The following is a 25,827-nucleotide window of genomic DNA, read 5'->3' on the forward strand; positions in this document are numbered from 1 at the left end:
AGGGCTGCGACGAAAACTATGGCCAGGAAAGGCATCGTTCCTATCGAACTCGAGCTGACTTCAGGCACCTTTTACACGTTGTGGGCTCCGAGCTGGCGTGAAGGTGGCTCCGAATGGCAGGCCCTGCTCGGCCGCGGAGATGAGATCTACCTGTTCCCATCTGCGGCAAAACTGCTAGCTTTCCTACAGTCAGATGCCCCTCACGACTTCGAGCAGCATCCCAGCTGGCGCAACTTTAACCAGCAGCTGCCGGCTGCAGCTATCACGGCACCACGCCACCGTTATGACTTGATTGGGCTGCCGGAAATTCTGGCCGGTCAAGCTGACTACGACCACGTGTCCCGCGCAGATCGCATTCTTGCTATCACCCGTTCGATTGGTGCGATTGCTGACCTCAGCCCAATCAATCAGATGTTTGCCTCTCACTCAGTCCTGGCTGCCACGCAGAACGGTGCTGACCACTTCCGGGGCAGCGGCGCGGCTCAGTGGTCAGCTATCGGCAATGTCATTCTTACCAATTGGGATAGTTGCATCGACGCTCTCGATGGCCTCGGCGAAAATACTCCAAGCATCGATGAAAAGGCCGAAACCACTGCTGCTGCCGCATTGAAGGACGCGGAGGCCGCGGAACGCGAGCGCCGTGAAGCGGCGGAGCAGAAGCGCGAAGAGGAAAAGAAGGCTGCAGAAGAAAACGCCGGCGATCCGTACGATCAGACGGTGTGGGCCAATGCGGGCATCGACCCGATTAAGATTTCGATTGCTGGTCGCACGCTCTACACGCTGCGCTGTTACATGGGTCGTCGTCCGCTGTTCCTGGGAAGCGCCGGCGAGATTCACACGTTCTCACAGCCGCGCACGATGGTGCGTTGGCTGCTGGAGCACAAGCATCATGACATGTCTACTCTGACGACGTGGGATGAAATCATCACTGCCGCCAACGCCGGAGAACTGGAGGCTGTGGTGCACGAGGACAACGAGTACTCGTTCACCGGTCTGGCCGAGGACATCGAAAAGGGTCCCAACGCCGTAGATACTGCCCAGCTCGCACGGGCCTACGAGCTGCTCGCCGACGCTGCTGACTGGGCTGGCGACGATGCTGTAAACGAAGTACTGGCGGGCAACCAGCAGCTGCAGTGGCTGTTGAACTTCCTGCTGGATACCGGTGAGATGTCCGAACCAGTTCCACCTTACGACGAAGAAGCCGAGGGCTGGAGGCAGCTGGAGAAGGATTTGGCCGCTCGGTTCACGACCAAGATTTAACTCCCCTCCCCCAGTACGCTGAGCGGCGCTGGCTTAGTCCAGCGTCAGGCTCAGCTCATCGTCGGCACCGAAGTCTTCCCCGCTGACATCGGTGTCAATGTCCTCGTCATCGTTGTCAATGAGCTGCAGATAAGCGGGGTAAATGATGGTGTCCATGATGTGCTCGCGGGTCGGCAAATCCACGAATGCGTTGTTGAGCGCGTTGGAGGTCAGTTCGAACAACTCGCTGTAGCCGTAGCCGAAGTTCTCCACCAGCTCCATGCACTCCCTGGTCATGGAGGTTGCGCCAATCAGGCGGTTATCCGTGTTGACCGTACAGGCGAAACTCATATCGTCGAGAAGCGAGAACGGGTGATCCGCAACGCTGTCACAGACACCAGTCTGAACGTTGGAGGTCGGGCAGATTTCCAGCGGAATCTGGCGGTCACGAATAGCGGAGGCTACCTCCTGGCACTCGATGCCCTCAAGGGATGCGCCAAAGTCTTCGTAGATGCGCACACCGTGGCCGAGACGGCGAGCACCCTGCACGACAGCGTCCTGCAACGAATCGACACCAGCGTCTTCACCTGCGTGAATGGTCACTGGAATGAGGCTTTCCCGCAGCATGGTAAAAGCCTCAGCATGGTTGGCCGGCGGGAAGCCGTTTTCCGGACCCGCGATGTCGAAACCGACAACGTAGCCGTCGGAGTTCTTCCCGTAGTTGTCGATAACCAGCTGTGCGACTTCCTTCGAGTTGTCATTCTGGCGCATTGCGCAGATGAGCAGGCGCGCGGTGATGTGCTTGCCCTCGGCGGCAGCGTGGGCCTCACCCTGCGCCAGGCCCTCGACCAGAGCGTCAACAACACCCTGCATATCCAGGCCCTTTTCCAGATGATTTTCCGGGGCCAGACGCAGCTCAGCGTAGACGACATTGTCGGCAGCCAGATCCTCGACAGCCTCTCGGGCTACGCGCGTCAGCGACTCAGCGGTCTGCATGACAGCACAGGTGTGTGCGAAAGCGGTGAGGTAGCTCGGCAACGAGCCGGAGTTGCCGGTGTCAATGAACCACTGTTCTAGTTCATCCACATCGGTGGTCGGCAGCTGATCGGTGTAACCGCAGTCCGCGGCCAGGTCGATAACGGTCTGCGGGCGCAGACCACCATCGAGGTGATCGTGAAGCAGTACCTTGGGCAGGCTGGCGACAACCTTGCGCATCTCAGCGAGATTCGATGCCGAAGACTGTGCGTCCAGAGACTGAGCATCACTGTGCGAAGAATTAGTCATAATGGCCAGACTATCGGTACTGTGCCCTCCGCTTCTACTTCACTGCCGCCGAATCGTGAATCTGCCGCGCATAACCGTTCGTGCTCCCCCGATTTCCCCCATCCGGGCACGCGAAATACATCATTGTGGGTGGCGTTTTACTACCCTTAGTTCATCATGTTTACCTCTCGCCGCTTCTCCTCCGCCACCGCACTACTTGCCGCCGGAGCTCTGCTTCTGCCAGTCTCCGCCCCGGCAGCTATGGCACAGAGCACTTCGCTTACCGACGACACCCCAGTTGTCGGTCCGGCACCTGGCATCCGTGACACGGAGGACTGCCCGTACAAGACTCTGCCACCAGCTCCAGTGGATTCCTCGGAAGTTCCGGCCCCTGGCAAGACCTCTCCTACTCCACTGCCAGTTCCCAAAAAGCCGGCTGGAGGTACAAAGATGTCCGCCTGCGGCATCGTTAGCGGTAAGGACTTTGAGGTCCCGAAGGATATCTCCGCCTCCGCGTGGACTGTGTTCGATTTGAAATCCGGCGATGTCATTGCTGCGAAGGACCCGCACGGCCGCTACCGCCCGGCATCGATTATCAAGGTGCTACTGGCAATGGAAGCGCTGGAGGATTTAAAACTAGACGACCGCGTGAAAGCGACCTTCGAGGACGCGAATATGGAGGGCTCCCGCGTCGGCATCGTCGAAGGTGTGAACTACTCGGTTGAGACACTGTTGACCGGGTTGTTACTCAACTCCGGCAATGACACTGGTCACGCGCTGGCCCGCGAACTGGGCGGCATGGCTAAGACCGCTGAGAAGGTCAATGCCCTGGCGAAAGAACTGGGTGCCACAGATACCCGAGTAGTAAACCCCACTGGTCTCGATGCTCCGGGACAGATGACTTCGGCCTACGACATGTCACTGTTCTTCCAGCATGCATTCAACAACCCGACTTATCGCAAAATCTCGGCGACTCACTTAGCCACTATCCCCGGCGACAAGAACCTCAAGGTTGATGACTTTGAGATCGCTAATGACAATCAGTTGATTGCCCAGGACTACCCCGGCGCACTGGGAGGCAAAACGGGTTTTACTGACGATGCCCGTCACACCTTCGCCGGGGTGGCCGAGCGCGACGGCCGTCGTCTTGGCGTGGTTGTCCTCGACGTCACTGTTGAGGATTCACCGCGTGCCTGGGAGCAGGCGGCATCGCTTCTCGACGCCGGTTTTGCGGCACCAAAGGACAGTTCCGTCGGTGTCCTCGAAGCGAGCGCCGACGAAGATAATTTGGCAGAAAAATTGCCCGACCTCCTGGATGGTGAATCAGCAGGAGACGGGCTGAAAATTACTGTCAGTGCCAGCGTGGCAGTCGTCATCGCTTTGATTGCGATGGTGACCTACCGCGCTGGTAAGCGCAAACGCGACTAGTTACTGAGAACCGAGCAGGCGGTTCAACCCAGTCGGGTTGGCCGCTTCCGAACGGACGTTAATAACAGCAGGAGCAGGTGCGTCCAACTCTTCGTCGGCAAGCGCCTCTTCGGTCGTTGCAGTCCAAGCGGTGGCGTACATAGTGATGCGCCAGATGAGGTAGAACACGACCATCAGACCGATGACGGGACCGAAGACTGCACCGGCCGGGTTCGACAGTGCGTTGGAGAAGAAGACGCTACCGAGCTGCTTGACAACCTCAAAACCAATAGCGCCAATAATCGCGCCCTTCGCCGCCGAGCGGAATGGTGCGCCGCCGCGTGGCAGAAAAGCGAGCATCCAGAAGAACAACAGCCAGTTGGCAACAAGGCCGATGGCGATGGCAATCAAGCCGGCGATAATGGTAATTCCCGGAATGTGCCCCAGGCCTACCTTGTCCAGCAGAGACTGCGTCAGCCCGGACGAGCCGGCCGCGGTGACAGCGAAGGTCAGCAAAATCATCACCAGCATGCCCAGCAGACGCAGCAGGTCACGAACCTTGCCTACCACGAAGTTGCTAGCGCCCAGCGGGCGCTTCCACAGCTGTGTCACTGCGTTGGAGAGATTGCTCATCCACCCCAGACCCGACCACAGGGTGGCAATGAAACCAACCGTGAAGACGCCACCAGCCTGATCAATTGCGCCCTCGATGATTGCGTTGATGGTGTCGCCCATCGACCCATCGATGGAGTCGGTAATAGCGGACTGAATTTGCTCGAGCAGCTGCTCATTACCTCGCAAAACAAGGGCGAGGATGGCAAATGCCGTCATGATTAGCGGGAAAATCGACAGCACGGAGAAGTACGTAACAGCGGCGGCAAAGAAATTGCCACCCTGTTCGGCGTAGCGCTCCTGCATCCGCATAATGTGATCGAACCACTCCCACTTTTCGCGGAGGCGGTCGATGGCGCTCGGTTCATCGGCGTGTACACGCTCGATGCCATAGCGGTCCGTTCTCTTCGGATCTTTTTGAGTAGAGGTTGCCATGTCCCCTACCTTAACGTGCCAGCTTTCAGTACGAAGACTGATGCGCGGAGTCTATGGCATCTATGGCGGAATTAGCGGTTGGCAGCCTTCAAGAATCCGACGCGCTCGTAGACATCTGCGAGGGTCTTGGAGGCGACTTCACGGGCGCGGTCAGCACCGTCTGCCAGGATGCGCTCCAGCTCACCGCGGTCGGCCATGAGTTCCTCATAGCGTGCGCGCAGCGGTGTGGTGAATGCTTCCAGGGCATCGGCGGTATCGGCTTTCAACTGGCCATAACCTGCACCTTCGTAGCCGGCAACGAGCTCGTCGACAGGTTTGTCGGTCAGCGCTGACTGAATGACCAGCAGGTTGGAGACACCCGGCTTGTTCTCACGGTCAAAGCGAATCTCGCCGTCATTGTCGGTAACGGCCGAGCGGATGCGCTTGGCAGAGACCTTTGGATCATCCAACAGGTTGATAATGCCCTTCGGGTTTGCGCCCGACTTGCTCATCTTCGAGGTCGGATCCTGCAGATCATAAATCTTGGCGGAGCCTTCCATGATGTGGGCATCAGGGACTACGAAGGTCTTCTTGAAGCGGGAGTTGAAACGTTGTGCCAGGTTGCGCGTCAGCTCGAGGTGCTGGCGCTGATCCTCGCCCACCGGTACCAGCTGCGGGCGGTAGAGCAGGATGTCGGCTGCCATCAGCATTGGGTACGCAAACAGGCCAGCGGAGGTGTGCTCGGCACCGTGCCGGGAGGACTTGTCCTTAAACTGCGTCATGCGGCTGGCCTCGCCGAAACCGGTCAGGCAAGTCAACACCCACCCGAGTTCCGCGTGCTCCGGAACGTGCGACTGCACGAAGAGCACCGACTTCTCGGGATCAATGCCAAGCGCAATCAGCTGTGCGGCACCGGCGATAGTGCGCTGGCGCAGCTCCTTCGGGTTCTGTTCGACAGTGATGGCGTGCAGGTCCGGAATGAAATAGTAAGCGTCGAAGTCGTCCTGCAGATTAATCCAGTTCTTCAGTGCTCCCAGGTAGTTGCCCAGGTGATAGGAATCTGCGGTCGGCTGAATGCCGGACAGAACGCGCTGTTTACGAGCGCTTGGTGCAGGATTAGTTGCTTCAGGACCCTTGCTTTCACTCATAACCAATAAGTCTAGCGTGAGGTTCGCGGTGGGGCGTCGACTGCGTACCAGTTTCAACAACTACGACGTTTTTGCAACTGCTGCGCCTATGACAACAACGTCGGTGCCTATGACGACAACGTCGGCTTTCACGTACTAACGCTGACGCTTCTCAGAACCCTGTTCGGCGAGCATTCGATCGGAGAGCAGTTTGACGGTTCTCGCGGCAGCGGCCGGTGATTCCTCGGGGTACAGCGCACGAACCAGGGTGACCGCCGGGCGGATACCGTGTTCGGCGAGCACGCTGCGAACACGCTCGCGCTCCCCCTGGGTCAACTCCAGTGGTGCCACAGGTGGCCTGCGCGTGTATGACACGACCATCACAACGCCCAGCAGCACAATGAGTCCGAGGGAAATCCACAGCGGCCATGAGTAGACAAACGACAGCACGATAAACGCGACGATGACACCGGAGATTACGACCACCGGAACATTGACGGCAGTGCCCGGATCGTTTTGCAGACTCCGCGCGATGGCTTCCAAATCGGCCATTTGGTGCCGCTTGTTATCGCTCTCGCCGTTTTTCACTGGGGATGCCCTCTCCTTTCCAGGCCCGCTCCAAGTTCTTCTTTAAATCTTAGGCGTTTACGTCAGAAGTACCGAACAGACCCACGGGTATTATTGGGCTGATTCAATGCTGTTACCCGTCAGGAGTTCCATGCTCGCAGCCATTGCGGTTACCGTCTTTATTCTTTTGGTTCCGGGCACACTTCTCGGTTGGGCCAGTGGGCTGCGCTCAACCCTCGCACTTGCGTCTGCTGGGCCATTGACGCTGGGAGTAGTAGGTTTTTCGGCGTGGCTTTCCCACGCGCTCGGTCTCGATTACTCCTGGCTTTTCGTGATGGGCATATGGGCGTGGTTCTGCGCAGTCGGTTACCTGGTGCGCAGATTCCTTCCCCGCGCGACACCCGAAGATGGCTTCGACTCCGGGGTCGTCACCGCGATGATTGTCGCAGGGGTTACGGTGGTCGGTTCGGTTCGCGCCATGCTCATGCTTAACGACGTCCCCGGCGGCCCCGGCGCTATCCGCGAAGCCTGGGACATGCTCTGGCACACCAACTTCCTCCGGTTCATTGATGAGGTCGCGATAGCGTCCCCCACCGCGGCCGGTGACCTGATGAATCAGGAGACCGGAGCCGAAATGTTCTACCCGACCGGCTGGCATGCCGTGGCGGGGCTGCTGCCCGGCTCGGTCTTCCTCGATTCCAATGTATTTGCATTCTTGGCGCCGGCGCTGCTTCTGCCTGCGGCAACTGCGGTGCTAGCCCGCACCGCAGTTGGCCCTAAGTGGGCTGCCTATGCTGGTCCTGCAGCTGCCGTCGCTACGCTCATGCTTCCGGAGGTTTGGGTGGCCCTCTGGCGCACATCCTCCATGCCATACCTGCTGGCGGTGGCCGCCTTGCCGATTGCAGTGGCGCTGACTATGCGGGGCTACATTATTCCTGCCACGCTCGCCTTGGTCGGTACGTTTATTACCCATCCGGCAGCGGCTTTTGCTGCCATAGTGTTCGTCGTATTGCGGTTGATTACCCAGCCGAGTGTGAGTGGTTTAGCTCGTACGCTAGTTATTGGTGTGCTCACGTTTGCGATGACCTTCCCCGTGGTGGTGGCTGCAAAAGGGCAGGGCGAATCCGTTGCCGGCTTTACCGGACAGATTGAGATCTCTCGCTCCGAATCTCTGTGGTGGTCCCTTATCGGTTCTTCCAGTTACGCCGATGAGGCCAATTTTTCCCTCGTTGTGCTGGTTCTCATGTTGATTGGCCTGGTGGTGGCGCTTGTGTCTCGTCTGCCGGGAAGTCCATGGGCACCGTGGCCGGCGCTGGCTTTCGGGCTGTTCTTCATGGTTTCCGATAGTGCGCAGTCCCGTTGGTCGGAGCCGGCCGGCGGAATTTTCAAGTTGGTCGGTACTTTCTTCTACGACATGCCGTATCGCATCCAGGCGGTGATGGGAATCTTGCGTGCGGTGCTGGTCGGCTACGCAGTAGCGGCTGCTGTTGTGGCGATTGTGGCTGTGGCGCAGTGGATCGTCGCAAAGCGAAATGAACCTGCCCGCGCGTGGAATCCCGCGCTGGCGGTGGGAATTGTTGCGGCGCTGGCAATTGTGCCGACGACGTGGGTGAGTGGACCTGCCCAGCGTGAGGCGATTCGGGCCAGTTTCGGCAATATGTTTGTGACGGCCGCGGACCGTGAGGCGATTGGTTGGTTGTCCAAGCAGCCACATGCGTTTGAGGGGCATATTCTCAACGACCGCCGTGACGGTTCTGCGTGGATGTACGCCATCGCTGGGCTGCCAACACTATTCCGCCATTTCTCCTTCCCCGACAAAACTGCCGAGGTGAGTAAGAAGCTGCCGCCGAATGTAGATCTGCTCGGCGCAGATTCGAAATACGATGCCATGGCGCGGAAGCTGGGCGTGCACTACATCATTAGTTCCCCGCCGGGTGTGAACACGGATGGCACGGAGGCGCTGTCGATGCGCTCGTGGGCGTGGCATTCACCGGGACTGACACCTGTATATCACGACGGCTCGGTAATGATTTTTGCTGTCAACGCGATGTTTTCACCAGCGGAGCTGAAGTCGATTGTCAAAGGTTCCCCGCATCGCCCGGCGCGCCCTAACCCGCTGTGGATGCCTCCGCGCCAGCCGATTCTGCCCTCCCCCGACGAGGCCGTCGACCCGCTTGTCGGCGCGCGCATCACAGTCGATTCCAGTCGCGCGGCTATCGATGCCATCAACTCCAATCTGCCAGGTGAACTGCAGTTGAGTGAAAAGAGCTCGCCTCACATCGATAGCATCGTGAAACGCGCGCGCACCAAGCTCCGTCAGCGCGGCGCAATCATCGGCGCACGTTCGCTTGCCGACGGCACGGCGAGCGCAGCCACCGTAATCGTTGGTCGCTCATCCGAGGGCAAAACTCTTTCGGGAGATAACATCGGCGATCGTGGTTTTTCGGTCTCCGCTGTAGTCAACTCCCCTGTCCCCAAGGACGACGCTCCTGCTGATTGGCAGTTGGCGGCGGGTGTACGTGACGGAATGGTTTTCCGTGGCTTCAATCCACACAGCAGTTACAGCGCCAGCGGGGTGCCGACAGAGTTTCGTACCGGGCTAGCTCCGGCAGTGGCGGCGAATCCGAGTTCGCGGCCGCATGCGCCGACGGTTGCGCTGTCGCTGGGCGCGGTGGGTGCCGCGACGCTCACCAACGATTTGGCCGACCCCGCCATGCAGGACAAATGGGCTGATGCCATCGTCGATGGCGTCGCGTCTATGCTGCGGCAAAACCGGCAGCTCGTAACCGTTCCCAAGCCGCAGCTAATCTCGGAGCGCGCTGGCGTTAGAGCGCGCTAATCTGCGGGGTTGGGCTGGCAATTCCACCCGAGACACCCAGAGTTTTAGCGGTACTCCACAATCACCGGCGCGTGGTCAGTCCAGCGCAGGTCGTACGCTGCAGGTTTATCCACCACCGAGCTGACCGCACGCTTGAGCATCGGTTCGGTAGCCGCCTGGTAGTCAATGCGCCAACCGGCATCGGTATCGAAAGCCTTACCGCGGTAGGTCCACCAGGACCAGGGGCCGTCGGCCTCTGGGTGCAGACGACGAGTGACATCAAACCACACCGGATCGTCGTTGAGCGCCGGGGCCTTCCACACAGAACCGTCGGAGAAGGTACCGGATTCCATCTCCTTCTCGCTGGCCTGAACCTGCGAATCCTGCGGGGCCTCGTCCGGCCAGCAGCCGAAGACCGAGTCCATCCAGGCACGCTCCTGCGGCAGGAAACCGCTCTTGCGACGGTTGGTCTTCCAATTCTTCAAATCCTGCTCGCGGTGGCAGATATTCCAGTCACCGCCGATAACTGCGTGGTGCCCATCTCGCCCCTTCGCACCCAGTTCCGCCAGGTAGTCGGAGAAAGCATCGAGGAAACGGTACTTCTCATCCTGCTTCTCGCTGAGCGCAGCGCCAGAGGGCAGATAGAGGCTGGCAACCTGGACATCCGCATCCAGGCCGGTGTCCGCTGCCGGGGCAACGCCGCTGATAAACCGACCGGACTCTTCGAACTCCTCCGAGCCGATGCCCACCTGGACGTCGTTAAGCGGAAAGCGAGAGAGAATGCCCACGCCGGCGCGCCCCTTGGCACCCAGATTTTCTGCACCAACCCAGTGCCATCCGGCGTCGAGAGCAGGCGCGAGGGCCGTGCGCGCCTGGTCGTCGGTGGCGCGGACTTCCTGCAGCAAAACGATGTCGGATGTGGTGTGCTTCAGCCACTCCAGCAGTCCCGGGTTGGTCTCACTGCGCTGTTTGACGGCGGCGCGAATGCCGTTGACATTGATCGTCGCGATTGTAAGGCTCATGCCCTCATACGTTACCTATGCGCGCACTACGCCTTGCAGCTTCCTAGCGCAGTTCGACGCGCTCGGTCTTCTTCGCCTGTGCGCGGCGGTAGAGCACGATTGTCGGCAGGGCGATGAAGATTGCCAGTACCGCAAGCAGCGCGCCGCCCAGAGCCGGTGCACGATATCCATAACCGGAAGCGATGACCCAACCGCCGAGCGCCGCACCGAACGCGTTAGCCATGTTCAATGCGGCCTGGTTGAGCGCTGCCGCCAGCGTCTGTGCGCGACCGGCGACATCCATCAGGCGGGTCTGCAGGTTCGGCACCAGCACTGATCCCAACAGACCGATAATGAGGAAATTGATTGTTCCCAGTAGCGCATTCTGCGAGGTGAAGTAGAACGCACTGAGCATGATTACCATCAGCACCAGCGCCACCATAATGCCCCACTCGCCGATGCGATCGGAGAGCCAACCGCCGATGTAAGTACCGACCACCATGCCGATGCCGTAGGCCATCAGCACAACCCAGATGTGGTTTTCGCTCATGCCCGCTTCGCGAGTCATGGTCCAGGTGATGTAGGTGTAGACCGCGAACATGCCACCGAAACCGACCGTGCCGATTGCGACAGTCAGCAGCACCTGCGGTGTCACCAGCGCCGACAGCTCATCCATCGGGCGGGTCTTCGGCATACGGTTCATGTGCGGCACGGCGAACCACAGCGAAACAAATGCAATCAGGCCGATGACCGCGACAAATGCGAAGGCGCTGCGCCAACCGTACATCTGCCCCAGCACCTGCGCAGCCGGCACACCAATCACCGTCGCCACCGACAGTCCCACACCTGACAGCGCCACCATCTTGCCGCGCTGCCCAGGCTTAGCCAGGGAGGCCGCTACCAGACCCGCCACCGAGAAGTACGCACCGTGGGGCAAACCAGCAATGAAGCGAGACACCATCACAGCTTCGAAGGAGCCCAGGGTGCCCGCCCACACCGTGGCACCATTGCCCACGGTAAATGCCGCCATCAGCAGCAGGAGCATGCGCCTGCGCGGAATAGAGCCGGTCAGCACTGTAATCAGTGGCGCGCCCACGACAACACCGAGGGCGTACATCGAAATCATGCGCCCCGCAGCATCCTCATCGCGGCCGAACGCGTCAGCGATGTATGGCAGCAGCCCCATGGCCACAAACTCGGTGACGCCAATGCCGAATGCGCCCACCGACAGCGCCACAATCACCAGGATTCGGCGTGCGTCAGAGATGTCGTCCTGCACCGGGACCGGACGACGACGCGAGTTGAGCGATCTCGCACGGCGGGCGTGCGGATTGTCGTCGTGGTGGGTTACTCCTTCGCTTGACGACGTCATTGCGACCGTCTCCTTTTCTTCACCTAGGCCAGCTGGCTGATTCTTCGTGCCCTCGACTTTTCCTCCCTGCGGCAATGTGCCGAAAATCGCGATGGAACGCGAGGGAAGCCGCAAGGGAAAAAATGAGACTCTACTCCCCCACGCAAAAACTTCACCATTTTAAACCGCCACTTCCGAGGTATTTGTGTGCGGAATTACATCAACGCCCGTAGATGGTGCGCAATCACACTGCTACCTCATAATCTTCCTAAGTGATTTTTGCGAGCTCGTCGTTCACCAAAGGTTGCCCCACCCTCCCCGACCATCACGTTGCATTAGGGAGTATTAGGGCCTCCAGTGCCAACCCACTACCCACCCGGTAAATTGTTTTAAAGAATATTTTTGAACTGCAATACGGATAGGATCCTGATTCGCTATGGGCGACCGCTATAACCTCTATGAGTCTCTGAAGCTGGATAGTGCAGCCAGCACTGAGGACCTCCACTCCAAGCTTTCCGATCGAATCTCCGAGCTGCGTGACGCTGGTGCCGCCGAATACTCCGGCGAGTTTCAGGAGACCTTCACTGCGCTGCAGGTACTCGGCGATGACGGACGGCGCCGCGAATACGATGCATTGCTGGCCGATGAGAACGCCACCATCACCATTGCGACTCTGCGGGAGTTGGCAAGCCGTCCCGCCTCCGCTGCGCAGCCACAGCCTCAGCAGTCTCAGGCTCAGCAGCCACAGTGGTCGAACCCCACTCCGGCCGGAACGATGACGGTGACGACCACGGTAACCACGGATGTACCTCCGCTGCCGGAAGACGCAAGCCTTCAGGATGCGTGGAAGCGCCTGCCCCGATTCCCCAAAATCACGGCCGGCCTGCTAGCAGCTGCCTCTGTGCTGGGATACATACTGGCGGCAGCTGCGATTATTCTCGGGATCAATAATCTGAACTCCGCCCTAGCGGTGAAGGAACGTGACACTTCCTTGGCTACCTTTGGGGAAGACATCCGAGATGTCTTTGTCGGGTTAATCAATGTTAGTTCCGGTACCGCATTTTTCACCCTCGGCATCGTCATCGCTGTGATTTCGATGTACTGGCTCAATAAGGTCTTGCTGGGCCGCAACATCCGCGCTCCTTATTTCCTGGTAGCCACCACCGGTCCACTCGGCGTGGGACTCGTTGCCATGTGCTACTTCATCCAGGACGAGTCCATCATTATTTTCACTGGACTATCCGGCCTTGTTCTTATCGCTGTGACGGTTCTGGTTCTCCTCAAGGACATGCGCGCATGGTTCCGCGGCCAGGCCTTGGTCAAGACTACTCAGCCAGCCCCTGCACAGGGTTTCGCTCCGCAGTACCCCCAGCCCCAGAACAACCAGGGCCACCAGTTCGGTCAGAATAATCCTCCGAGCAATCCGCAGAGCTAACTAGTCCGCTTTTTAAACAACCGCGCCCGGTGTGCACGACACCCCAGCGCGGTTTTTGTATTGAGGGGGGCATTGACGCGGGGACCGTCGTAAAGCGAAGAATGAAATGAAAGACGGCGAATAAGTGACGATTAACTGAACATTTCGTGATTTGCCTCACATAATTGCGTTATTCATATCACTATCACTGCTTTTGCGCTATGCCCCTGCCCAACCCAAGATTCAAAACTGGGTTATCGTGGAACAAAACAGATAGGAGACATAGATTATGGCGACAATTATTTGGACCCGTACTGACGAAGCCCCTCTGCTCGCGAGCTACTCGCTGAAGCCGATCGTGGAGGCATTTGCAAGCCAGGCCGGTGTCAATGTCGAAACCCGCGATATCTCCCTCGCAGGCCGTATTCTGGCTCAGTTCCCGGAGCACCTCTCGGATGACCAGAAGGTAGAGGACGCGCTGGCAGCTCTGGGCGAGCTGGTCAAGGAACCACACGCCAACATCATCAAGCTGCCGAATATCTCCGCATCCATTCCGCAGATTAAGCGCGCTGTCGCCGAGCTGCAGGAAAAGGGCTACGACATCCCGAAGTACAAGTCGCAGCCGGAAGGTGACGAGGAAACTGCTGACCGCGCAAAGTTCGACAAGGTCAAGGGCTCTGCCGTTAACCCGGTACTGCGTGAGGGCAACTCCGACCGCCGCGCTCCGGAGCCGGTGAAGAACTTCGCTCGCAAGCACCCGCACCGCATGGGCGCATGGTCTGCAGATTCTAAGACCAATGTCGTAACCATGGCTTCTAACGACTTCCGCCACAACGAGAAGTCCGTGGTCATGCCGGCAGATGACAAGCTGACTTATCAGCTCGAGTCCAACGATGGTCAGCTTATTACTCTGAAGAAGGACATGCCTGTCCTCAAGGGCGAGATTATTGACGGCACTGGAATGAACGTCCACATTCTGGACAACTTCCTCCGTGCCCAGATCCGTCGCGCAAAGCGCGAGAACATCCTGTTCTCCGTGCACCTGAAGGCCACCATGATGAAGGTCTCCGACCCGCTGATCTTCGGCCAGGTCGTCAAGGCCTTCCTGCCATCTGTTTTCCCGAAGTTCGAGTCCAAGCTGGCCGCTGCCAACCTGACTCCGGACTACGGCATCGCCGCTATCCTCGACGGCCTGCACAAGCTTGACGACGCGACTGCAGCGGCCGTTAAGTCCGCTATTGAGAAGGACATGAAGGAGGGCCCGGCCCTCTACATGGTCAACTCCGACAAGGGCATCACCAACCTTCACGTTCCGTCCGACGTCATCGTCGATGCCTCTATGCCAGCCCTGATCCGCAACGGAGGCAAGGGCTGGGGCCCGGACGGCGAGGAGAGCGACACTCTCGCAGTTATCCCGGACTCCTCCTACGCAGGTGTCTACCAGGCTGTTATCGAGGACTGCCGCGCCAACGGCGCCTTCGACCCGGCCACCATGGGCTCGGTCCCGAATGTCGGCCTGATGGCACAGAAGGCTGAGGAGTACGGCTCCCACGACAAGACTTTCCAGATTCCGGTTGACGGTGTCCTGCAGGTCACCAACTCCGCCGGCGAGGTTCTTATTGAGCACCACGTCGCCGAGGGTGACATCTGGCGCTCCTGCCAGACCAAGGACGCCCCGATCCGCGACTGGGTAAAGCTGGCTGTCAACCGCGCTCGCATCACTGGCGACCCGGCAGTGTTCTGGCTCGACCCGCACCGCGCGCACGACAACAACCTGATCGACAAGGTCAACGAGTACCTGGCCGATCACGACACCGAGGGCCTGGACATCCGAATCATGGATCCGGTGTCCGCTACCAAGTTCTCCCTCGAGCGCATCCGTCGCGGCGAGAACACTATCTCTGTAACCGGTAACGTCCTGCGTGACTACCTCACCGACCTGTTCCCGATTATGGAGCTGGGCACCTCCGCGAAGATGCTGTCGGTCGTGCCATTGATGGCTGGCGGCGGCCTGTTCGAGACCGGTGCTGGTGGCTCCGCCCCGAAGCACGTCCAGCAGGTTCAGGAAGAGAACCACCTGCGCTGGGATTCCCTGGGCGAGTTCCTCGCGCTGGCGGAGTCCCTGCGTTACGCCGCTGAGGATGACGACGACCCGCGTCCGCGCGTCCTGGCCGAGGCCCTGGACAAGGCAACCGCTACCCTGCTCGACGAGGGCAAGTCCCCGTCCCGCAAGGCTGGCGAAATTGACAACCGTGGTTCCCACTTCTACCTGGCTCTCTACTGGGCACAGGAGCTGGCTAAGCAGGATGAAAACTCCGAGCTGAAGGAAGCGTTCGCTCCGGTCGCTAAGGCTCTGACGGAGAAGGAAGAGTCCATCACCAAGACTCTGATTGACGCTCAGGGCTCCCCGGCCGACCTGGGTGGCTACTTCCTGCCGGACGATGAGAAGACCTCCGCGGTTATGCGTCCGTCCGCTGAGTTCAACGAAATCATCGACGGCCTGAAGAAGTAGAACTAACTGCTTGCCGCTGGCTGGTCCTGGCCGGCCCTGGCCGAACTAGCTGGCCGGTGATTTCAGGCGATAGCCCCTCGCTCATGTTGCATTTGATGCACATGGTGCGTGGGGCTTTTTTCTTTGCTCTGCCCCCATCCACAGCAAGTCCATCCGCACATCTAGCCACACCCCACAACCAACCAACCCAAACCATACTAAGCGGGCTATAGCACTCTCGACACAGTGGCTACACACCCTCCTACCTTGGGTTTTTCCAAAACTTTGCAATAGACAGCTTGGTTCACTATTGTTTGTAAGCAACGTTTTGAACAACCTCAAAAACCGCAAGGAAGTATCTGAAATGACCACCAAGTACGACAACAGCAACGCCGCCAACTGGGGCCTGTCCACCCGCGCTATTCACGCCGGTTTCGCACCGGATGCACAGACCTCCGCGCGCAACCTGCCGATTTACAACACCTCCTCCTACGTGTTCGATTCCGCTGAGCACGCCGCCAACCGCTTCAACCTCTCGGATGCGGGCCCGATTTACTCCCGCCTGACCAACCCGACTGTGGATGCCGTCGAGCAGCGCATCGCCAGCCTCGAGGGTGGTGTCGCAGCTGTGCTGTTCTCCTCCGGCCAGGCAGCCGAGACCGCTGCTGTTCTCACCCTGGCTCGCGCAGGCGACCACTTCGTCGTTTCGCCGCGCCTCTACGGCGGCACTGAGACCCTGTTCAAGGTCACTCTGCCCCGCCTGGGCATCGACTGCACCTTCGTCGAGAACCCGGATGACCCGGAGTCCTGGCAGGCAGCAGTCCAGGACAACACCGTTGGTTTCTACGGTGAGTCCATCGCCAACCCGCAGATCGACATCCTGGACATCCCGGCAATCTCCGAGGTCGCACACCGCAACAACGTTCCGCTGATTGTCGACAACACTGTCCCGACCGCCGCTCTGCTGCGCCCGCTCGAGCACGGCGCCGATGTCGTGGTTTCGTCCACCACCAAGTTCCTGACCGGTAACGGCTCCTCCCTCGGCGGCGTCATCGTCGACGGTGGCAAGTTCGACTGGACCCAGACCCGCAACGGCCGCTCCATCTTCCCGAACTTCACCGAGGCCGACGAGGCTTACCACGGCCTGAAGTTCGCTGACCTCGGCGCTCCGGCATTCGCACTGCGTGCTCGCGCTGGCATTCTCCGCGACACCGGTGCCGCTCCGGCTCCGTTCAACGCGTGGGTGCTGGGTCAGGGCCTCGACACTCTGGCGCTGCGCATCGAGCGCCACAATGAAAACGCCAAGGCTGTCGCCGAGTTCCTCGAGGCTCACCCGCTGGTCGCGAAGGTCAACTACGCTGGCCTGCCGAGCTCCCCGTGGCACGAGACCCTGAACAAGCTGGGCCTTTCCGGCGCCAGCGGCGTGCTCTCCTTCGATCTGAAGGATGCCGACACGGCCAAGGCTTGGAAGTTCATTGACGCTCTGAAGCTGCACTCCAACGTCGCCAACATCGGTGATGTCCGCTCGCTGGTTGTCCACCCTGCTACCACCACTCACTCCCAGTCCGATGAGGAGGGCCTGACCCGCGCCGGCATTTCCCAGGCCACCGTTCGCCTCTCCGTCGGTATCGAAAACATCGATGACATCATCGCTGACCTCGAGGCTGGCTTCGCGGCACTCGCCTAGACCGTTTGTACACAGACACATTGCGGACTAAGTAGTCTATAAGACATGAGCTTTTCCCCATCTACCCCGGCCACCCTCCCATCCGAGGGCGAGCCGGGGCGTGTCTTTATCGGCGACATCACAACCGAAGCCGGTGCCGTCATCCCCAATGTCACCGTCGAATTCGAACGCTGGGGTCGGCTTAACGACGACTGCTCGAATGTCATTCTCCTCGAGCACGCTTTGACCGGCGATGCCCACGCGTCCGGCCCCTCGGATGAGTACCACCCGACCGCGGGTTGGTGGAATGGAATGATTGGTTCCGCCCGTGCACTGGACACCGATGAGTACTGCATCATCTGCACGAATGTCATCGGTGGCTGCCGCGGCACAACCGGTCCATCCAGCCCGCATCCTGACGATGGCAAGCCCTGGGGCTCTCGCTTCCCCGCTATCTCCGTGCGCGACACGGTGACGGTAGAGCATATGGCCCTACAAGCGCTGGGAATTTCCCGTCTCCAAGCTGTCATTGGTGGCTCCCTGGGTGGGGCCCGCGCACTTGAATGGTCGCTGATGCACTCTGATTTCGTCGGCAAGGCATTGGTGATGTGTGTCGGCGCCCGTGCGTCGGCCTGGCAGATTGGTATTCAGTCTGCGCAGATTCAGTTCATTGAGTCCGACCCCAATTGGCATGGCGGTGACTACTATGACCGCGGTGTGACCCCGGCCCGAGGTCTGGGTTTCGCCCGTAGGGTCGCCCATCTGACGTACCGTGGTGAGCTCGAGATGGATGACCGCTTCGGTGCAGCAGCGCAACCTGGCGAGGACCCGCTGGGGCCGATGCGCACAGAAGATCGCTTCCAGGTGGAGAGCTACTTGGATCACCAGGCGGAGAAGCTGGCTCAGCGTTTCGATGCCGGCTCGTATGTTGTGCTCACTGACACCTTGAATCGGCACAATATCGGCCGTGGCCGCGGCGGGATGAACGAGGCGCTGCACTCCTCTACCGTGCCGACCATGATTGCCGGGGTGGATACGGATATTCTCTACCCCTTCCATCAGCAGGAGCACCTCGCCCGCAATTTGGGCAATTGCATGGGGCTGGAAAAGATTGAATCCGCCGTGGGCCACGACGGATTCTTAACGGAGTTTGAGCGGGTCGACTCGATCGTGCGTGAATTCCTCGCCCGCGATGTCAGCTAGCTGCCCAGCGCGTCCACGCTGACTGCGAGGAAGACGATTCCCAACCCGACTATGGAGCAAAACCAGAGGTCAAAGGCTCGGGATCGGACAGAGAACACACCTAGAATACTGTCCGGCAGGTACTGCCTGGCCACGCCAAGCAGAATCATTGTGCTTCCCAACATGAAGGTGGCGCGCCGCCACCGCTCCAGTCCCAGAAATACAACGAAAGCGGACATGCCGAAAAAGAGCGCGCCATAGATTGTGTACTGCACCCACATTGGCCACGAAGCTCCCGAGGGCGGGGTCTTTGGGCTATGGGGATTCAGCATCGGATCCGGCAAATCCTCACGCCGGGCACGCTGCGCTATCTCCCTTTTCGACACGTCTGATTCCTCCTGGCTAACTAAGCCAGGCCAGCGAGCTTCTCAGCGCGCTCGACAACATTGCGCACGAGGAATGCGCGAGTCAGTGGGCCGACTCCGCCAGGGTTTGGGGATACGTAACCAGCAACGTCCCAGACATCCTCGGCAACGTCACCAGCCAACTTGCCGTCGACACGCGAAACTCCGACGTCGAGCACTGCAGCGCCCGGCTTGACCATGTCGGCGGTGAGCATGTGTGCGACACCGGCGGCTGCGATGATGACGTCAGCCTGACGAGTTTCGGCGGCCAGATCCTTAGTTCCGGTATGGCACAGCGTCACCGTGGAGTTCTCGCTGCGGCGAGTGAGCATCAAGCCAATCGGACGGCCAACGGTGACACCGCGGCCAATGACGACGACCTTTGCACCATTGAGCTCAACGCCGAAGCGACGCAGCAGGTGGATGCAGCCGTTCGGGGTGCACGGCAGCGGTGCTGGCTCGTTGAGGACAAGCTTGCCCAGGTTGACCGGGTGGAGGCCATCGGCATCCTTCTCCGAATCAATGAGCCCCAGAATGCGGTTTTCATCCAGGTGCTTCGGCAGTGGCAATTGAACAATGTAGCCTGTGCACTCCGGGCTTTCGTTCAGCTCGGTGATTACTGCCTCGAGCTCTTCCTGTGTGGTGTCAGCCGGGAGGTCACGGCGGATAGAGGCGATACCAATCTGCTCACAGTCACGATGCTTCATCTTCACGTAAGAGTGGCTGCCTGGGTCATCGCCGACCAGCACGGTAGCCAAGCCTGGAGTGTGGCCGGCTTCCTTCAAGCGCTCGACGCGCTTTTGAAGGTCTGCAAAGATTTCGTCTCGGTAAAGTTTGCCATCAAGCTTTGTCGCTGCCATGGCATTTATCTTAGGCACAGGAGCGGTCAATGCCCAGAATTGCCCCATTGACTGCCTGGAAGTTGTCCTTGACGCTTGGCCCTATTTGCCGCCAATAAAACCCTGTTGCCGCCAAACTTCATAGGCAGCAACCGCGGCAGCGTTGGAAAGATTCATGCTGCGCCGAGCAGGAAGCATGGGAATTCGGACAAGCTGTGTTATTCGCGGATCATCGAGCACCGCCTGTTCCAGTCCAGTTGGCTCCGGGCCAAAGAGCAGCACATCGGTGTTGGTGTATTCGATGTCCGTATGCCAGGTGTCCGTGTGCGCGGTGAAGGCGAAGATGCGACACCCTTGGCTGGTAAATGTCTCCAGCGCCTGATCGATGGACTCGTGAATACGCACATCAGCCAAGTCGTGGTAGTCCAGCCCGGCGCGACGCAGATTCTTGTCATCGAAGTTGAATCCCAGCGGCTTGGCCAAGTGCAGCATGGCACCGGAGCCCGCACACATGCGGATGGCATTGCCGGTGTTCGGTGGAATGACCGGCCGGTCAAACAGCACGTGGCAGGTGTGGTTTTTAATCCAGTCTGTGGAATTGGTGTGACCGGAGTTGGTGAGCTCGGAGGTGGTGCTCTTCATTTCTTCTATCACTATTGCTCGTTGTCTACTTCTGCTGCTACTGCCATCCCGGGGACAGCATCGCACACGCCATGCTCGGCGAAGAACGCGATGATGGTGTCAGCGATGAGCGCGCGACTCTTCGGCTTCGAGAACTTGTGTCCCTCTCCCGCAACCACCAGAAAGTCAGTGGGCACACCATAGGCATCCATGGCGTTGCGCATCTGACCGGATTCGCGCGGAGGCACGTTGGTATCCCACTCGCCGTGGATAAACAGGGTCGGGGTTTTCATTTCCTCTGCGCGGTGCAGTGGCGAGATGTCGCGCAACAGCTCGGCATCCTGATATGGGTAGCCGTAGCGCGGAAAGGCAGCCTGCGCCAGCCAGGGCTCGGTGGATTGATAGTAGGTTTCAAAACTTGTCATTCCGCAGGCATCGACGATGGCTGCGAACTGATCCGGATACCACGCCGAGGCCAACAGCGACATAAAGCCGCCGTAAGAGCGCCCGCCCAGTGCAATACGGTCTGGATCTGCCAACCCGGCATCGACGAGGAAGGCACGCGCGGCTGCAATATCCGCAATGGCGGCAAAGCGTCCATAGCGATCGCCCGCGTGCTCAAATGATCTGCCGGACCCCGAGGAGCCCCGCACGTTGGGAGTGAAGACCACAAAGCCCGCCTCCACAATGCTGGCTAGAACATCGTGATGAATGGGTTTTGCCTGCAGTTCTGGGCCACCGTGGATGTGGATGAAAGCTGGTGGAAGCGCATTCGTAGAGGTATCGCTCGAGTTATTGCGCACGGATTCCGGAAGGTAGAGCCAGCCAGAGAGCTCCAGCCCATCGCGGGAGACAAAGTAGACCAGCTCTGGGGCCGGCATGGTCTCCAAGTTCTTCTCTTCCAGAGCCAAAATCCGCTCAGTGCGTTCCATATCCAATGGCTCAATGACGCCACCGATATTGCGCAGAATCTCCACCGTCGGTGCGAGCCCTGGCCCTTCTACGGTCAGGGAAATCAGCTCACCGTCACCGGAAATTGACAGCTCACGCGCGACCATGCCCGGCAACTCGACGTTGCGGCGCACCATCACCCGTATGTCGTCAGTCTGCGGGTGTAGTCCAAGGGTCAGCACCTCCAGCGTGCTGACTCCACCACTGTTCCACAGCACGGCCGCGGTGGAGGAATCTTCACTGATGACGAACTCTTCGACATCCTGGTCCGGATTGCCAATGAATTCCTCGACATCGACTTCGATGCCGACCTTCATATCCAAGATTTCTCCCGCTGCCGTCCCCTCAACGCGAGGTCCAGTGGTGCTGATACCGCTGTCGGGAGTAATCCCCAGCCGTAGGATGCGACGCTGCTCCGCGCCGTGATCTGAGAGTACAAACGCGGTCAGCTTCTCCTGTCCAGGGTGTGCCAGCAGGACACCGGCATCCGTGGTGGAGCCAGGGTCGGACGGCAATAGCGGCTGCCACTGCTGCCCCGGACCGACCAGCAGTAACTCGCGGTGGCCACGCGGCCCAACTCGCACCAGACCAAACCCGCTTTCAGCCGCTACCAGCTGACTGTCTGTGCGTTTATCAATGACCTCGTACTTCGAGTTTGTCGGGTTAACCAAGCGCGCATAGTTAATGCCACGCGCATCGACCGCGTTCATCGCGAGCAGATCGTTATCCCATTCCACCAGCGTGGCGCGCATATCCGCATCCATGCGCAGGGGCCGCGCACCGTCGACTTCCGGGTCGGTGGATACCAGCCAGGTCTGCAATCGCTCCGTACCGTACGGCGAGACTTCGCAGGCAATCCACTTTCCATCCGGGGAGTGCAGCACCCTGGTGACCGGACCTTCCACCGGCAACTTCACAGGACGTTCCTCCCCCAGCCCCTCAGGTGTAATCTCCTGCTGTACCGCGTGCGGATAGCCGCTATCGCGGACGATAAAGGCAATCGCACTCCCATCCGGTGCTAACGAGGATTCATAGGTCTGGCGCATGACAGTCCATTCTAATAGTCAGCGGAAATCTCTACTTCGACCTGCTACCACAGGCCGCCCCAGCGCCTCGGACATATCCACCAGCCGATCGGCCACGATTGTCACCGCGCCAGAGGCCGTCTGCGCGATACCACGCACCACCATCGCCCGCGAATTCATCGCTACCGGTCGAAACCTGCTCCACAGCCCCGGCGTACACAACACATTTACTAGCCCGGTCTCGTCCTCCATTCCCAAAAATGTCACTCCTCCGGCAGTCCCCGGGCGCTGCCTATGCGTCACAACTCCCGCTACCTCCACCCGCGTCCCATCAGGCACTGCTTTCAGCTCCTCTGCCGGCACCACTCCACGTTCCTGTAAGTCTGCCCGCAACGCCGCCACTGGGTACTGCCCCGGGGTCACTCCCGTTGCCATCAAATCTGCGGCTGCCAGCTCAAACTCCGTCATGCCGGGCAACGCAGGTGCGTCGGCAAGCGTGAGCCCCGGCAGCATGCCCTCGCTTTCCGTCGCCGCCACGCCCGCCGCCCACAGTGCTTGCCGACGGTCAATTCCCAGCGACCCGAGCGCTCCTGCGCGCGCCAGTGCCTCCATGTGCCCAACACCCAGCCGAGCTCTGCGCGCGACATCAGCTGCGTTGACAAATGGCCGGGACGCGACGATACGCTCCGCCACATCATTGCCCACACCGGCGATGGCACCGAGCCCTAAGCGGATGCGCCCGTCGATGACACTGGCTTCCACTGCCGAAACTGCGATGTCCGGACCATCGCAGCCGATACCGTGCCTGCGGGCATCGGCAATCAGTGACTGTGGCGAATAAAACCCCATGGGTTGAGCGCGGAGGAGCGCTACGCAGAACTCCGCCGGGTAGTGATACTTAAACCAGGCCGAGAAATACACCAACGAAGCAAATGACTGCGCATGAGATTCAGGAAAACCATAGGCGGCAAAGGCCACAATCTTGTTCCACAGCTGTTGCCCAATCTCTGCGCCGATGCCACTGGTGTGCTGCAGCCCAGCCAGAAAACGGGCATGGAGCGCCTCCATCTTCGCCACCGAGCGTTTCGACCCCATGGCGCGGCGCAGCGAATCCGCCTCCACCCCGCTGAAGCCTGCCGCATCGACGGCCATTTGCATCAGCTGCTCTTGAAATAGCGGAATTCCCAGTGTCTTCCCCAGTGACTTCTCCAGCACTGGATGCTCATAGGTCACCGGCTCGAGCCCGTTGCGGCGGCGAATGTAGGGGTGCACGCTACCGCCCTGGATCGGACCTGGGCGAATGAGTGCCACCTCCACTACCAGGTCAAAGAACTCCCTCGGTTTCAGTCTGGGCAAGGTGGCCAGCTGCGCGCGCGATTCCACCTGGAACACACCCACCGCATCCGCGCGCGCCAGCATCTCGTAGACCTCTGATTCCGCGACATCAATTTCCCACAGGTTCACCCTCCGCCCATGCTGTTCATAGACCAAGTCGATGCAGTGATGGATAGCCTCCAGCATTCCGAGACCAAGCAGGTCGAACTTCACCAGCCCCGCCGCCGCACAGTCATCCTTGTCCCACTGCACTACCGAGCGGCCTTCCATGCGGGCCCACTCCACCGGCACAACATCCGCAATTGGCCGGTCACAGATCACCATCCCGCCAGAGTGAATGCCTAAATGACGGGGTTGTCCGCGAAGCTGCTCTGCCAACTGCCGCACTGGCCCCGGCGGGCACACTTCCCGGTCACTGACCCACGCATCGATTACGCCCGGTGAGTACCCCAGCGCCCGTGCCGCATCGCGCAATGCACCACGCCGCCGATAAGTAATGACATTGGCGACCTGTGCGGCGTTGTCACGACCGTATTTTTCATAGACGTACTGGATGACCTCTTCCCTACGGCCGGACTCAATATCTACATCGATATCCGGCGGTCCGTCCCGCTCTGGCGACAGAAACCTCTCGAATAACAACCCAGCGCCGATAGGATCAACATTGGTAATCCCCAGTGCAAAACACACCACTGAGTTAGCGGCCGAACCACGCCCCTGCGCCAGAATTCCTGCACGCCGGCAAAACTCGCAGATGTCGTGCACGATGAGGAAGTAACCGGGAAAGCCCAGTTCCCGAATCACAGTCAGCTCATGCTCCAACTGCGCCCACGCTCGCGCTTGCACGGACCCCTCCCCGGCACCATCGGCTGGCCCATAGCGCCGCCGAGCCCCCGCACAGGCAATATCTCGCAGCCACGAGTCCTCATCGTGCCCCTCCGGCACCTCCCAGCGAGGCAGCTCAGGGGCAATGAGATTAAGCGTAAAAGCGCACTCACCTGCAATGTCCTGTGTTGCCCGCAGCACCTGTGGCCCCAGGTGGCGCGCTGCCGCCGATAGCTCTTCCCACGAACGCAGCCAGGCCCCACCGGCCGGCTCCAGCTGCGACTCAAAACCATCTAAGTCCTCGCGTACAGCAAGCGCCTGTTTCGCCCCTGCCAAGCGACTTGCCGCAGGTGAGGACGCCGTCGCTGCCGAGGACATAACCTCCCGCAGGCCATACTTTGCGGCTGCAGCTGAAATAGCCTCCGAATCATCGACCGCCTGCGCGGTGGGGCTCACGCGATGCTCGAGCGCTACGTTCTCCGCACCGAAGGCCGCAATGAGTTCTTCCAGGTCGCCGACCCAGCTAACGTCGGCCAGCACCTGCCAAAAACCGCCTGCAGCCTCCCCCAACTCTGGCAGCGAGGGATAGCGGACGACGGACTTCTCCCCTGCTGACATATGCGCGTCACACAGCGCGTGGCTAAGGCTCCGGTACCCTTCCGGCCCTCGCCCCAGTACCGTGAGGGGCCGCTGTGGAAGCCCCAGTTCTGCGCCAATAATAGTGGCGATGCCAGCCTCCGCTGCAGCTTCAGCAAAACGGGCGATTCCATAGAAACCATCACGGTCTGCCAACCCCAGCACGTTTAACCCCAAACGCGCAGCTTCGGACACCAGTTCTTCCGGGTCTGACGCACCATGCAGAAAAGAATAACTCGAACGACAGTGCAATTCTACTGCGATTTCCGCAGGTAACGCCGGCGCGTCACCACTGCCGCCTTCACCACTTTCCGACGAATCAAATGCCCCAACAATAGAATCCGAAAGCTTCCCGCGCCAACCATTGAAACTACCATTAGGCTGCAGTTTTCCTGAGTAATTCCCAGATAGAATACGCTCAATCCGCGACCAGCTCAGTGGCCGACCAGACCGCCCCGACTGCCCGTCCGAGATGTTTTCCATGCCCCGAATATTAAACCACCCCACGGATAGTGTTCAAACGTACTTTCGATTAAAGCCTGCATTGATTATCACCCCCGCCCCACATCCGTAAGTCACATCCCAACCGCACCCCACTATTGGAGCTGGAACCAAATTTTCAGCACTACCTGGGCAGGT

At 59.7% G+C, this 25,827-nt stretch carries 18 protein-coding genes; 7 read left to right on the top strand and 11 right to left on the bottom strand.

Annotation, left to right across the window (positions count from 1 at the left end; translation table 11 throughout):
• Positions 1-18 precede the first annotated feature (18 nt).
• The gene (locus Q0U90_RS00170; protein ID WP_297449914.1) at positions 19-1,260 is read left to right on the top strand and encodes a hypothetical protein; all 1,242 of its coding nucleotides are present in this window, start codon (positions 19-21) and stop codon (positions 1,258-1,260) included.
• A 33-nt stretch (positions 1,261-1,293) separates the two neighbouring features.
• Here the strand turns inward: Q0U90_RS00170 and Q0U90_RS00175 are convergent, their stop codons facing one another.
• Positions 1,294-2,523: an adenosine deaminase gene (locus tag Q0U90_RS00175; RefSeq protein WP_297449916.1), complete on the bottom strand. Its 1,230-nt coding sequence runs from the start codon at positions 2,521-2,523 to the stop codon at positions 1,294-1,296.
• A 156-nt stretch (positions 2,524-2,679) separates the two neighbouring features.
• On the opposite strand from Q0U90_RS00175, the gene Q0U90_RS00180 reads away from it, so the two are divergent.
• Complete coding sequence (locus Q0U90_RS00180) at positions 2,680-3,930, top strand: D-alanyl-D-alanine carboxypeptidase family protein (protein WP_297449918.1); 1,251 nt, start codon at positions 2,680-2,682, stop codon at positions 3,928-3,930.
• On the opposite strand, the gene Q0U90_RS00185 is transcribed toward Q0U90_RS00180, so the two are convergent.
• The 3 genes from Q0U90_RS00185 to Q0U90_RS00195 all read right to left on the bottom strand — a co-directional run bounded on the left by Q0U90_RS00185 (position 3,931) and on the right by Q0U90_RS00195 (position 6,650).
• A complete protein-coding gene (locus tag Q0U90_RS00185; protein ID WP_297449921.1) occupies positions 3,931-4,956 on the bottom strand; it encodes a YhjD/YihY/BrkB family envelope integrity protein in 1,026 nt (341 codons plus the stop codon).
• A gap of 71 nt (positions 4,957-5,027) precedes the next feature.
• Positions 5,028-6,083: a tryptophan--tRNA ligase gene (gene trpS / locus Q0U90_RS00190; RefSeq protein ID WP_297449923.1), complete on the bottom strand. Its 1,056-nt coding sequence runs from the start codon at positions 6,081-6,083 to the stop codon at positions 5,028-5,030.
• A 135-nt stretch (positions 6,084-6,218) separates the two neighbouring features.
• On the bottom strand, positions 6,219-6,650 hold the full coding sequence (locus Q0U90_RS00195) for a hypothetical protein (RefSeq protein ID WP_297449924.1): 432 nt from the start codon (positions 6,648-6,650) through the stop codon (positions 6,219-6,221).
• Positions 6,651-6,780: 130 nt separating this feature from the next.
• Between Q0U90_RS00195 and Q0U90_RS00200 the strand changes: the two genes are divergently transcribed.
• The gene (locus Q0U90_RS00200) at positions 6,781-9,468 is read left to right on the top strand and encodes a DUF6541 family protein (RefSeq protein ID WP_297449925.1); all 2,688 of its coding nucleotides are present in this window, start codon (positions 6,781-6,783) and stop codon (positions 9,466-9,468) included.
• A 44-nt stretch (positions 9,469-9,512) separates the two neighbouring features.
• On the opposite strand, the gene Q0U90_RS00205 is transcribed toward Q0U90_RS00200, so the two are convergent.
• Both Q0U90_RS00205 and Q0U90_RS00210 read right to left on the bottom strand, forming a co-directional pair.
• Positions 9,513-10,469 carry an exodeoxyribonuclease III gene (locus Q0U90_RS00205; protein WP_297449927.1) on the bottom strand — a complete coding sequence of 319 codons (957 nt, stop codon included), beginning with the start codon at positions 10,467-10,469 and terminating at the stop codon, positions 9,513-9,515.
• Between the two features lie 43 nt (positions 10,470-10,512).
• On the bottom strand, positions 10,513-11,820 hold the full coding sequence (locus Q0U90_RS00210) for an MFS transporter (protein WP_297450142.1): 1,308 nt from the start codon (positions 11,818-11,820) through the stop codon (positions 10,513-10,515).
• Between the two features lie 415 nt (positions 11,821-12,235).
• On the opposite strand from Q0U90_RS00210, the gene Q0U90_RS00215 reads away from it, so the two are divergent.
• The 4 genes from Q0U90_RS00215 to Q0U90_RS00230 all read left to right on the top strand — a co-directional run bounded on the left by Q0U90_RS00215 (position 12,236) and on the right by Q0U90_RS00230 (position 18,573).
• Positions 12,236-13,234: a molecular chaperone DnaJ gene (locus Q0U90_RS00215; protein ID WP_297449930.1), complete on the top strand. Its 999-nt coding sequence runs from the start codon at positions 12,236-12,238 to the stop codon at positions 13,232-13,234.
• Positions 13,235-13,502: 268 nt separating this feature from the next.
• A complete protein-coding gene (locus Q0U90_RS00220) occupies positions 13,503-15,725 on the top strand; it encodes an NADP-dependent isocitrate dehydrogenase (protein ID WP_297449932.1) in 2,223 nt (740 codons plus the stop codon).
• A 343-nt stretch (positions 15,726-16,068) separates the two neighbouring features.
• On the top strand, positions 16,069-17,391 hold the full coding sequence (locus tag Q0U90_RS00225) for an O-acetylhomoserine/O-acetylserine sulfhydrylase (protein ID WP_297449934.1): 1,323 nt from the start codon (positions 16,069-16,071) through the stop codon (positions 17,389-17,391).
• Positions 17,392-17,436: 45 nt separating this feature from the next.
• Positions 17,437-18,573 (top strand): homoserine O-acetyltransferase, encoded by a 1,137-nt coding sequence (locus Q0U90_RS00230; protein WP_297449936.1) that lies wholly within the window; start codon positions 17,437-17,439, stop codon positions 18,571-18,573.
• Here the strand turns inward: Q0U90_RS00230 and Q0U90_RS00235 are convergent.
• From Q0U90_RS00235 to Q0U90_RS00255, 5 genes are all read right to left on the bottom strand, one after another.
• Positions 18,570-18,938, bottom strand: a complete 369-nt coding sequence (locus Q0U90_RS00235) for a DUF3017 domain-containing protein (protein WP_297449938.1) — start codon at positions 18,936-18,938, stop codon at positions 18,570-18,572. The two genes, Q0U90_RS00230 and Q0U90_RS00235, sit on opposite strands and share 4 nt — an antisense overlap.
• Before the next feature lie 20 nt (positions 18,939-18,958).
• The gene (locus Q0U90_RS00240) at positions 18,959-19,816 is read right to left on the bottom strand and encodes a bifunctional methylenetetrahydrofolate dehydrogenase/methenyltetrahydrofolate cyclohydrolase (protein WP_297449941.1); all 858 of its coding nucleotides are present in this window, start codon (positions 19,814-19,816) and stop codon (positions 18,959-18,961) included.
• Between the two features lie 81 nt (positions 19,817-19,897).
• Complete coding sequence (locus tag Q0U90_RS00245) at positions 19,898-20,437, bottom strand: tRNA (cytidine(34)-2'-O)-methyltransferase (protein WP_297449943.1); 540 nt, start codon at positions 20,435-20,437, stop codon at positions 19,898-19,900.
• A gap of 11 nt (positions 20,438-20,448) precedes the next feature.
• Complete coding sequence (locus tag Q0U90_RS00250) at positions 20,449-22,413, bottom strand: alpha/beta fold hydrolase (RefSeq protein ID WP_297449945.1); 1,965 nt, start codon at positions 22,411-22,413, stop codon at positions 20,449-20,451.
• Positions 22,414-22,431: 18 nt separating this feature from the next.
• On the bottom strand, positions 22,432-25,671 hold the full coding sequence (locus tag Q0U90_RS00255) for an error-prone DNA polymerase (protein WP_297449947.1): 3,240 nt from the start codon (positions 25,669-25,671) through the stop codon (positions 22,432-22,434).
• Between the last annotated feature and the right edge of the window lie 156 nt (positions 25,672-25,827).

Origin of the sequence: uncultured Corynebacterium sp., assembly GCF_946998835.1 — a bacterium.
GTDB lineage: Bacteria > Actinomycetota > Actinomycetes > Mycobacteriales > Mycobacteriaceae > Corynebacterium.

Bases quoted from the DNA above. Each gene is read 5' to 3' on its own strand.
- Q0U90_RS00205 (WP_297449927.1), bottom strand. From the start codon at position 10,469: ATGAGCCTTACAATCGCGACGATCAATGTCAACGGCATTCGCGCCGCC.
- Q0U90_RS00180 (WP_297449918.1), top strand. From the start codon at position 2,680: ATGTTTACCTCTCGCCGCTTCTCCTCCGCCACCGCACTACTTGCCGCC.
- Q0U90_RS00220 (WP_297449932.1), top strand. From the start codon at position 13,503: ATGGCGACAATTATTTGGACCCGTACTGACGAAGCCCCTCTGCTCGCG.
- Q0U90_RS00250 (WP_297449945.1), bottom strand. From the start codon at position 22,413: ATGCGCCAGACCTATGAATCCTCGTTAGCACCGGATGGGAGTGCGATT.
- Q0U90_RS00255 (WP_297449947.1), bottom strand. From the start codon at position 25,671: ATGGAAAACATCTCGGACGGGCAGTCGGGGCGGTCTGGTCGGCCACTG.
- Q0U90_RS00240 (WP_297449941.1), bottom strand. From the start codon at position 19,816: ATGGCAGCGACAAAGCTTGATGGCAAACTTTACCGAGACGAAATCTTT.
- Q0U90_RS00225 (WP_297449934.1), top strand. From the start codon at position 16,069: ATGACCACCAAGTACGACAACAGCAACGCCGCCAACTGGGGCCTGTCC.
- Q0U90_RS00215 (WP_297449930.1), top strand. From the start codon at position 12,236: ATGGGCGACCGCTATAACCTCTATGAGTCTCTGAAGCTGGATAGTGCA.
- Q0U90_RS00200 (WP_297449925.1), top strand. From the start codon at position 6,781: ATGCTCGCAGCCATTGCGGTTACCGTCTTTATTCTTTTGGTTCCGGGC.
- Q0U90_RS00175 (WP_297449916.1), bottom strand. From the start codon at position 2,523: ATGACTAATTCTTCGCACAGTGATGCTCAGTCTCTGGACGCACAGTCT.
- Q0U90_RS00185 (WP_297449921.1), bottom strand. From the start codon at position 4,956: ATGGCAACCTCTACTCAAAAAGATCCGAAGAGAACGGACCGCTATGGC.
- Q0U90_RS00230 (WP_297449936.1), top strand. From the start codon at position 17,437: ATGAGCTTTTCCCCATCTACCCCGGCCACCCTCCCATCCGAGGGCGAG.
- Q0U90_RS00170 (WP_297449914.1), top strand. From the start codon at position 19: ATGGCCAGGAAAGGCATCGTTCCTATCGAACTCGAGCTGACTTCAGGC.
- Q0U90_RS00210 (WP_297450142.1), bottom strand. From the start codon at position 11,820: ATGACGTCGTCAAGCGAAGGAGTAACCCACCACGACGACAATCCGCAC.
- trpS (WP_297449923.1), bottom strand. From the start codon at position 6,083: ATGAGTGAAAGCAAGGGTCCTGAAGCAACTAATCCTGCACCAAGCGCT.
- Q0U90_RS00245 (WP_297449943.1), bottom strand. From the start codon at position 20,437: ATGAAGAGCACCACCTCCGAGCTCACCAACTCCGGTCACACCAATTCC.